At 73.2% G+C, this 8,064-nt stretch carries 6 protein-coding genes; 1 reads left to right on the top strand and 5 read right to left on the bottom strand.

Annotated elements, in window-relative coordinates:
- The 3 genes from AB0I04_RS30725 to AB0I04_RS30715 form a co-directional block, all read right to left on the bottom strand.
- Nucleotides 1-1,162, bottom strand: a 1,162-nt coding sequence (locus AB0I04_RS30725; RefSeq protein ID WP_360892059.1) for a transposase, incomplete at its 3' end; no start/stop codon positions are given.
- 202 nt (nucleotides 1,163-1,364) lie between these two features.
- Nucleotides 1,365-3,836: an FtsX-like permease family protein gene (locus tag AB0I04_RS30720; protein ID WP_360892056.1), complete on the bottom strand. Its 2,472-nt coding sequence runs from the start codon at nucleotides 3,834-3,836 to the stop codon at nucleotides 1,365-1,367.
- A complete protein-coding gene (locus tag AB0I04_RS30715; protein WP_360892053.1) occupies nucleotides 3,836-4,567 on the bottom strand; it encodes an ABC transporter ATP-binding protein in 732 nt (243 codons plus the stop codon). Before AB0I04_RS30715 ends, AB0I04_RS30720 begins: the two co-directional genes overlap by 1 nt.
- Nucleotides 4,568-4,676: 109 nt before the next feature.
- Here AB0I04_RS30715 and AB0I04_RS30710 point away from each other — a divergent pair, with 109 nt between their 5' ends.
- Entirely contained in the window at nucleotides 4,677-5,282 is a 606-nt protein-coding gene (locus tag AB0I04_RS30710) for a response regulator transcription factor (protein ID WP_360892050.1), read from the top strand.
- A 132-nt stretch (nucleotides 5,283-5,414) separates the two neighbouring features.
- Here the strand turns inward: AB0I04_RS30710 and AB0I04_RS30705 are convergent, their stop codons facing one another.
- Together AB0I04_RS30705 and AB0I04_RS30700 are read right to left on the bottom strand one after the other, a co-directional pair.
- The gene (locus AB0I04_RS30705; protein ID WP_360892047.1) at nucleotides 5,415-7,589 is read right to left on the bottom strand and encodes a histidine kinase; all 2,175 of its coding nucleotides are present in this window, start codon (nucleotides 7,587-7,589) and stop codon (nucleotides 5,415-5,417) included.
- Between the two features lie 13 nt (nucleotides 7,590-7,602).
- On the bottom strand, nucleotides 7,603-7,881 hold the full coding sequence (locus tag AB0I04_RS30700) for a hypothetical protein (RefSeq protein ID WP_360892044.1): 279 nt from the start codon (nucleotides 7,879-7,881) through the stop codon (nucleotides 7,603-7,605).
- Between the last annotated feature and the right edge of the window lie 183 nt (nucleotides 7,882-8,064).

The raw sequence follows: 8,064 nt of genomic DNA, 5'->3' as shown, positions 1-8,064 counted from the left end.
GGACGTGTGACGTCCGCCCCGCATCCCACGCGTTCTGGCCCCTGGAGGCGAGAACGCGGGAAGCGTTCCGGTCCGCGTGCGCAACGACGCCGCAGTCCCGGCAGGTGAACAAGGCTTGAGAGATCCGGTTGAGCCGGTCGATATGCCCGCACTCGGCACACTCTTGGGAGGAGTACGCGGGGTCGACGAACACGACCGGGACACCGGCTCGGCGGGCTTTGTAGACGATGAAGTCTGCGAGTTGGGCGAAGGCCCAGGAGTGGAGTGCGACCCGTTGGGGCTTGCGGAGCCGTACCCGTTCACGGATCCCTGTGAGGTCTTCCAGGGAGATGCCGCGTCCGGTGCGTTCAGCCTCGGTCACGATCGTCTTGGAGATGCGGTGGTTGATGTCTTTGGCCCGCCGTGATTCCTTCCGGCGCTGCTTGGCCAACAGCCGCTTGGCGGACTTGGTGCCCTTCTTCTGCAACTTGGCCCGCAGCGCGAGTTGCCGCTTGCGGTAACGGTTCAGGTTGCGTCCGGCGGCCCGGTGACCGGTGGAGGTGGTGGCGATGTTGACGATGCCCAAATCAACCCCGACGAACCCATCCGGCTCACCGGTCTCGGCTTCGGGCACCTCACACGTGGCGACAAGGTAGAACACGCCGTCGCGTTCGACCAGATCGCTCTCGCCCTTGCGGTGGGCGATCAGCTGCTTGAGCGCGTTCGGGGAGCAGGCGAACCGCACGCCCTTCAACCGGCCCGCCATCGTCCAGATCGACACGGTCTGCGCGTCGCACTGCCAGCTGAGACACCGATCATCAAACGGCTGCGCCGCCTCGGGCCGGAAGGCGATCGGCTTGGACTCGGCCTTGATCCGCCGCTTGGAACCCTTCTTGCCCAGGTTCCCCGCCCGCAGGTTGGCGTGCAGGCTGGTGTAGGCGTCCCGAACCTTCTTGATCACATGCTGAGCCACCTGAGCACCCAGACCACGCTCCCTGAGCTCGGCATAGGTGTGTCTGCGCAGCTCGTACTCACGGGGAACACCGCGCTCGAAGGCCACGCCGGAGACCCAGCAGGCAGCTTCGTTGGCCGTGCGCAGGGTGTGTTTCAGCGCCGCCGCCTGCACAGGCGTCGGCGCCAGTTTCACCTGCACCACGACCTTCACAGACCGCGACGATACCATTGCTTTACGTTATCGCCCTGGAGAATCGAACTCATATTCACCGGAGAAGCAAGGGCTTCCGGACACATCCGCACGTACCTGCAGAGCGGCAGTTTCCGGGTCCCTTCCCGCTTCGCTGCCTCAGGCGAGCGTGTCCCACTGGCGATCGCCAAGGACCCCGGCGATCAGGAGTGCCCAACCTGAGCGGAGCGGGCAGCCCTCCCTACTCTCGTGAGCCGATGACGTCGGCGGGGCGGGCGGCGAGCGCGAGGCGGGCGGGCAGGACCGTCGCGATCAGCGCGAGCACCGCCGCCGTTCCGATGACGCCGAGGAACGTCGCCGGTGGGACGTACGGCGCGGCCGATCCGACCATCCCGGCGGCGAAGGCCGCCAGCGTGACCAGGGCGACGGCCGTGCCGAGGACCACGGCCGTCGACACGACCACCAGCGTCTCCCAGCGGAGCATCCGCATGACCTGCCGGCGGGTGGTGCCGACGATCCGCAGCAGGGCGAACTCCCGGGTGCGGTCGGCGGTGGCCATGGCGAGGGTGTTCACAACCGCGATGCCGGTGAAGGCGATGATCAGCCCCATGGCGACGTAGTTCACCTCGGCGTTCGCCGCAGCCCTGGCCTGCGTCACCGCGGTCTGGTCGAGGACGGCGACGCCGGGGTAGGGCCGGACCGCCGACCGGAGGGCGTCCGCTCGCGCCGGTCCGGCGACCAGCACCGTGTCGGCGCGGGGGTCGTCGACGTGCGCGGCGAGGAGGTCGTGGGCGACGGTCAGGTCGCCGAAGCCGAGGCCCCGGCCGTAGACCGCGACGACCCGGGGGGCGAACGGCGTGCCGTCGCCGAGCGTCATGCGGACCTGGTCGCCGACGTGCACGCCGAGGCGGGCGGCGGCGGTCGTGCTGACCGCGATGGTGCCGGCGTCCAGCCGGGCCGGCGAGCCCGCTCGCACGTCGAGGTTCATGGTGTGGGAGAGCCCGGCGGGCGTGACGCCCTGGACGCCATAGTTCTCCAGCCCGACGCGTACGGTGCTGTGCAGGACCTCGGTGACCGTCGTGACACCTCGGGTGCGCCGGAGCGCGTCGGCGGCCGCGGCGGGCACCTTCGGGCCGAGCACGTGGGCGGCGACGGTGCCCGCGTCCGCCTGTGCGGTGGCAGCATGGCCCATCGTCGTCTGGGCGAACAGGATCGTGCACGTCAGGCCCACCAGGAGGGTGAGCGGGGCGATGACCGAGCCGACCAGGCGCGAGCGGCTCCGCAGGTTCGCGGCGGCGAGGTGACCGCCGATCGGGGACGTTCGCAGCGGCGGGCCCAGCAGCGTGACCGTGACGCGAGCGATCACCGGCGCCAGCAGGGACACGGCGACGGTCCACACGATCGCGGTGAGCATCGTGACCGGGCTGGAGGCCGCCTCGGTGTTCAGGGACGACAGGACGAGCGTGAGCACGACGCCGCCGGCGAGGAACGCAAGGCCGGCCAGGACCCGGCCCGGACTGGTGCGCCGGCTGATCGCCGCCTCGCCGAGGGCCTCGACGGGCCGGATCCGGGCCGAACGACGTGCCGACAGCCGGGCCGCCGCCCAGGCCGCCACGACGGCGGCCAGTACCGCGGCGAACATCGGGAAGGGGCTGAGCACGAGGTTCAGCGTGGAGGGCAGCGCGCCGAGGGCACGGAACCGGTCGCGCAGCCAGAGCGCCAGCAGGGGTCCGGCCGCGGCGCCGAGCGCGCCTGCGCCGAGGCTGACGATGAGCGCCTCGCGGCCGATCATCCGGCGGATCTGGCGCGGCGTCGCGGCCACGGCGCGCAGCAGCGCGATCTCCCGCTCCCGCTGCTGGATGGAGAGGGCGAACGTCCCGGAGACGACGAGGATGGCCACGAGCAGCGCCGTGCCACCGAGCGCACCGCCCATGCTGATCAGCTTGATCCGGGCCTTCTCCGCGTCCCAGAACTCCGCCCGCCCCCGGTCCGCGCCGGTGTGCACGGTCGCAGGCGTCCCCTTGAGGGCGGCGGCGACCCGGTCCGCGGTGTCCCCGGCCGCCGGGAAGACGCCGATCGCGCTGACCGCCCCGGCGCGTCCGGCGAGCCGCCGCGCCTCATCGGTCGAGAAGAAGACCGCCGTCTGGTGCGGGAGCGCCTCGCGGGTGACGCCCACGACCCGGTGGACGCCGGTGGAGGCGGCCGAGGTGACGGGTACGCGCGAGCCCACGTGCAGCCGGGCCGTACGCGCGGTGGCGGCGTCGACCACCACCTCGTCCGCTGCGGACGGCGCGCGGCCGGCCGCCAGGGTGAACGGCGTCAGCGCGGCCGACTCCCAGCCGTGCCCGTACGAACTCCCCGGCGCGGCGCCCGGGATCTCGGCGGGGAAGGTCACCTCGGTGACCACCGAGCGCACGCCCGGCACGGCGCGGAGGCGGTCCGCCGTCGCGGCCGGCAGCCAGGCGCGCTCGGCGAGGCCCTTGGCCTTGTGCTTGACCTTGCCCTTCTTCACCTTGTCCTGGTGGACGTACTGGTCGCCGGTGACGAGGATCGGCGCCCCGGCGTACCGTTCGGGCGCGATGGTGCCGCGCAGCCCCGTCTCGAGCAGGGCGCCGCAGGCGCAGACGAGCGCGGCGGCGCAGAACAGCGCGAGGAACGCCCCGGCGAACCCGGCCTTGCGGTGCCGCAGGGTGTTCAGGACCAGTCCGAGCATCAGTTCCACGCTCCCAGCCGGGTCATGCGGGCGGCGACCTTCTCGCTCGTCGGGGCGTCCATCGCGTCGGCGATCCGGCCGTCGGCGAGGAACAGCACCGTGTCGGCGTACGACGCGGCGACCGGGTCGTGGGTGACCATCACGACGGTCTGCCCCATCCCGTCCACCGTCTCGCGCAGCAGGGAGAGCACCTCGCGGGCGGTCATCGTGTCGAGCGCCCCGGTCGGCTCGTCGCCGAAGACGACCTCCGGCCGGGTCACGAGGGCGCGGGCGATCGCCACGCGCTGCTGCTGTCCGCCGGACAGCTGGGCCGGCCGGTGCCCGGCGCGCTCCGTCAGCCCGACCCGCGCGACGATCTCTCTCAACCACGCGCGGTCCACCTTGGTACGGGACAGCCGCAGCGGGAGGGTGATGTTCTGCTCCACCGTCAGCGACGAGACCAGGTTGAACGCCTGGAACACGAACCCGACCCGCCGGCGCCGCAGCTCCGTCAGCCGGGTCTCGTTCATCCCCGACAGCTCGGTCCCACCGAGCCGTACGGTGCCGGACGTCGGCGTGTCCAGCCCGGCGGCGCAGTGCAGGAACGTGCTCTTGCCCGACCCGGACGGCCCCATCACCGCCGTGAACCGGCCGCGCGGAATGCCGACCGACACCTCCCGGAGCGCGGCGACCGCGCCCCTACCCTTCCCGTACACCTTGCTCACCGCGTTCATCATCACGACGTCATCCATGCCGACAAGTCTCGTGAGCTGGGGTTTTCCGGACCAGAGACGTGATCACGAGCCGACCGTGATCTCGTCATGCCCCGGACCGTGACGGGCCCCTGGTACACATGACCCCGTGATCAAGGTGTTGCTGGCCGATGACCACGCCGTGGTCCGCGGGGCCCTGGCCGCGCTGCTGTCCCTGGAACCGGATCTCGAGGTGGTGGCCGAGGTCGACCGCGGCGACGAGGTGCTGCCGGCCGTGCTGCGGCACCGCCCGGACGTCGCGGTGCTCGACATCGACATGCCCGGCGCCGACGGCCTGACCGCGGCCGCCGCCGTGTACGAGGCGCACCCGGAGTGCCGGACGCTGATCCTCACCGGGCACGGCAAGCCCGGCCACCTGCGCCGCGCGCTGACCGCGCACGCCGGCGGGTTCCTGCTGAAGACCGCGCCGCCGGACGAACTGGTCGCCGGGATCCGGGCCGTCGCCGCGGGACGGCGCGTACTCGACCCGAACCTGGCGCTGACCGCGTGGGACCTCGCCGACAACCCGCTCACGCCCCGCGAGACGGACGTCCTGCGGCTGGCGGCCGAGGGCGCCGAGGCGCCGGAGATCGCCGAGCGGCTCCACCTGTCGGCCGGGACGGTACGGAACTACCTGACCGCCGTCGTCGACAAGCTCAACGCGCGCAACCGCACCGACGCCGCCCGGATCGCCATTGAAATGGGCTGGATCTGATCCTCGCGTCCGGTCGCGGCCGGAATCGGGGACGGACCGCGTCCGCCTCGGCGTTCGGGTCGCGGCACCGGAGCACCGGCGCGATCTCCGGAGGGTTCGGCGTCCGGTCGCGACCGGAGGGTCCACCCGCGATCAGGAGGGTTCGGCGTCCGGTCGCAGGCGGGCGTGGAGGCGGAAGCCGCCGGTGCCGTCGGCGCGGGCGGTGAGGGTGCCGTCGATGGCTGCCAGGCGGGTGGTGAGGTTGCCGATGCCCGACCCGGGCGGCGTGCGCCGGGCCCGCGGGTCGAGTCCGTCGTTCTCCACCGTGAGGGTCACCAGCCCGTCCTCGCTCGTCGTCGTGATGACGCACTGCCGCGCCGAGCTGTGCCGCAGCACGTTGGTCACCGCCTCCCGCAGCACCGTGCTCAGCACGGTGGCCGCCGGGCCGGGCAGCGGGCCGTGGCCGAGTTCGACCCGGGTCTCGACGCCCGCCGCCGTCAGCACCGAACGCGCGGACTCGATCTCGGTCTCCAGTGACATCTCCGGCTCGCCGGCGCCGGAGGCGGCGCGCAGGTCCGCGCGGGCCCGCTCGGCCATCGCGACGACCTCGGTGAGCTCGGCGCGGGCCCGCGCCGGATCCACCTCGCCGAGCCGCCGGGCCAGTTCGCACTTGAGCAGCATCGCCGCGAGGCTGTGCCCGAGTAGATCGTGCAGGTCGCGGGCAGCGCGGAGGCGTTCCTGGACGGTCGCCGCCCGGGCCAGCTCCTCGCCGGCCGCCCGCAGATCGTGGACCAGCCGGGCGAGGCGGACCAGCCCGTACACCACCAGGCCGGTGACGAGCGTGCTCACGGTGTAGTTGACGATCCGCGCCGGGCCGAGCGACAGCGCGGCCGCCATCGCTCCGGTTCCGGCCATCGTCGCGGCCACGAGCGGCGCCCCGATCCGGATCGGCAGTGCCACGAGGAAGGTGCCGGCGAGGAAGCCCATGGCGCCGATCCAGGTCGCGCCGAACCACAGGATCGGGGCGAGGCTGAGCAGCGCCTGCGCGGCGATGAGCGCGTACCGGTGGCGCGGCCGGTCGTCGACCGCCCAGCGCAGCTGCAGGCCCGCGATGAGGCCCATCCCGGCGATGGCCACGGCCAGGTCCACGCCCCAGGGCAGCTGCAGGAGCGCCTTCACGCAGAAACCCGTCACCACCACCGCGAGGAGGGTCACCGACAGGCCGTACGCCGTGCGGTCGGGCAGGCTGACGGGCCGCGGCGTCGCCGCGATCGTCGCCTCCACCGCGAACCGGCCGTCGGCGCCGAGCCCGGTCGTCAGCGCGCCGCCGGCCGCCTCGACCCGCGCGGCGGCGTCCGCCAGCCCCTCCTCGCCGCGCGCGGCCGTGGGCGGGCCGTCGTTGCTGACCCGGAGCCGTACCGTCCCGTCCCGCTCGGCGGTCTCGATGACACAGCGGGTCGCCGTGCTCTGGCGTACGACCTCGGTCACGGATTCGCGCAGCACGGTGGCCAGCAGTGCGCCCGCCGAGCCGAGCGGTTCCTCGTGCCCGGCGCGCACCTCCGCCTCGATCCCGGCCGCCGCCAGCAGCGCCCGCGCGGCGGCCGCCTCGGGCGCGAGCGACATGGCGCGGAAGCCGGCGGCCGCCGCTCGCGCGTCGGCCAGCGAACCGCGGGCCACGCGCAGGACCTCGTCGATCTCCTCGGGGTGGTCGAGGGCACGGCGGCTCCCCGCCGTGATGGCGTCCAGGCCACGGCCGATGCCGGTGTTCAGCTCGTCGGCGATGCGCAGCCGCTCGCGGGAGACGGCCGCCATCGTCAGCGCCGGCCGAGCCGCGGCCAGGTCGGCGACCCGGTGGGCCAGCCGCACGAGACCGTAGACGACCAGCGCGCCGAGCACCGGCGTGATCGCCGAGTCGACCGCGCCGGCCGCGTCCGGGGACCGCACTGCGGCGATCAGCGCGGCGCTCCCGAGCGCCGCGACGGCGGGCAGGGCGTACGACGCCAGCAGCGCCGATCCGGCGACCAGGCCGAGGATCCCGACGGAGGTGCCGAACGCGAGCACGTCGACGTACGCGACGACCGCTTGGACGAGGAGCAGCGCGGCGCCCCGGAACCTCGCCGCGCGGGGCACGACCCAGGCCAGCTGCAGCACGAAGACGGCCACCGTGACCGCCACCGTCCCGACGATCCGTCCCGCTCCGCCGGCACGGAAGGGCACGGCGAAGAGGTAGACGTCGACGAGGGCCGCGAGGACGACGACCACGATCACGCGTGCCAGGGCGGGTCCCGGCGCCGACCCGGCGTACGGCGGGCGCTGTTGCGAAACCATCCCTCCGGCGGTTTCAGGCCCTTCGCAAGGCCGGCCGGTTCAGCCGGCCGTGGACGAGCCGGGGATGCAGGTGGTCGATCTCGATGCGGCGGCCCTCGGTCACGCAGTAGATGCGGAAGCCGCCCGGGCGGCCCTCGGCCTCGGCCTCACGGTCGATCTCGCCGGAGTCCGCCTTGCCCTTGAACCAGTCGCCCAGGGAGTACTCGTCGGCGAACAGGGGCGACTCGGCGTGCCGCCCCGTCGGGTCGATGTAGAGCACCTGGTAGCTGCAGCCGGCCGGCGGGTAGCTCATATCCGTCCCTTTCCGCCGCACGAGCCGCAGTCCTGCTGCACGCTGTTCTTCCCGGTGCCCCGGCAGACCGGGCAGGTCTTGCCGATGGGGGGTGCGCTGTGCTTGCCCAACGTCGCGCCGCCTCCTCACTCCATCGACCGGCCACGACACCTACGCGGCCCAGTCTTCCACCTTCCGGGGACG

It is taken from the genome of Actinoallomurus sp. NPDC050550, from assembly GCF_040655075.1.
Lineage (GTDB): Bacteria > Actinomycetota > Actinomycetes > Streptosporangiales > Streptosporangiaceae > Actinoallomurus.
The sequence above is the reverse complement of the archived record's forward strand: the minus strand, read 5'-3'. Positions and strand labels throughout refer to the sequence as shown.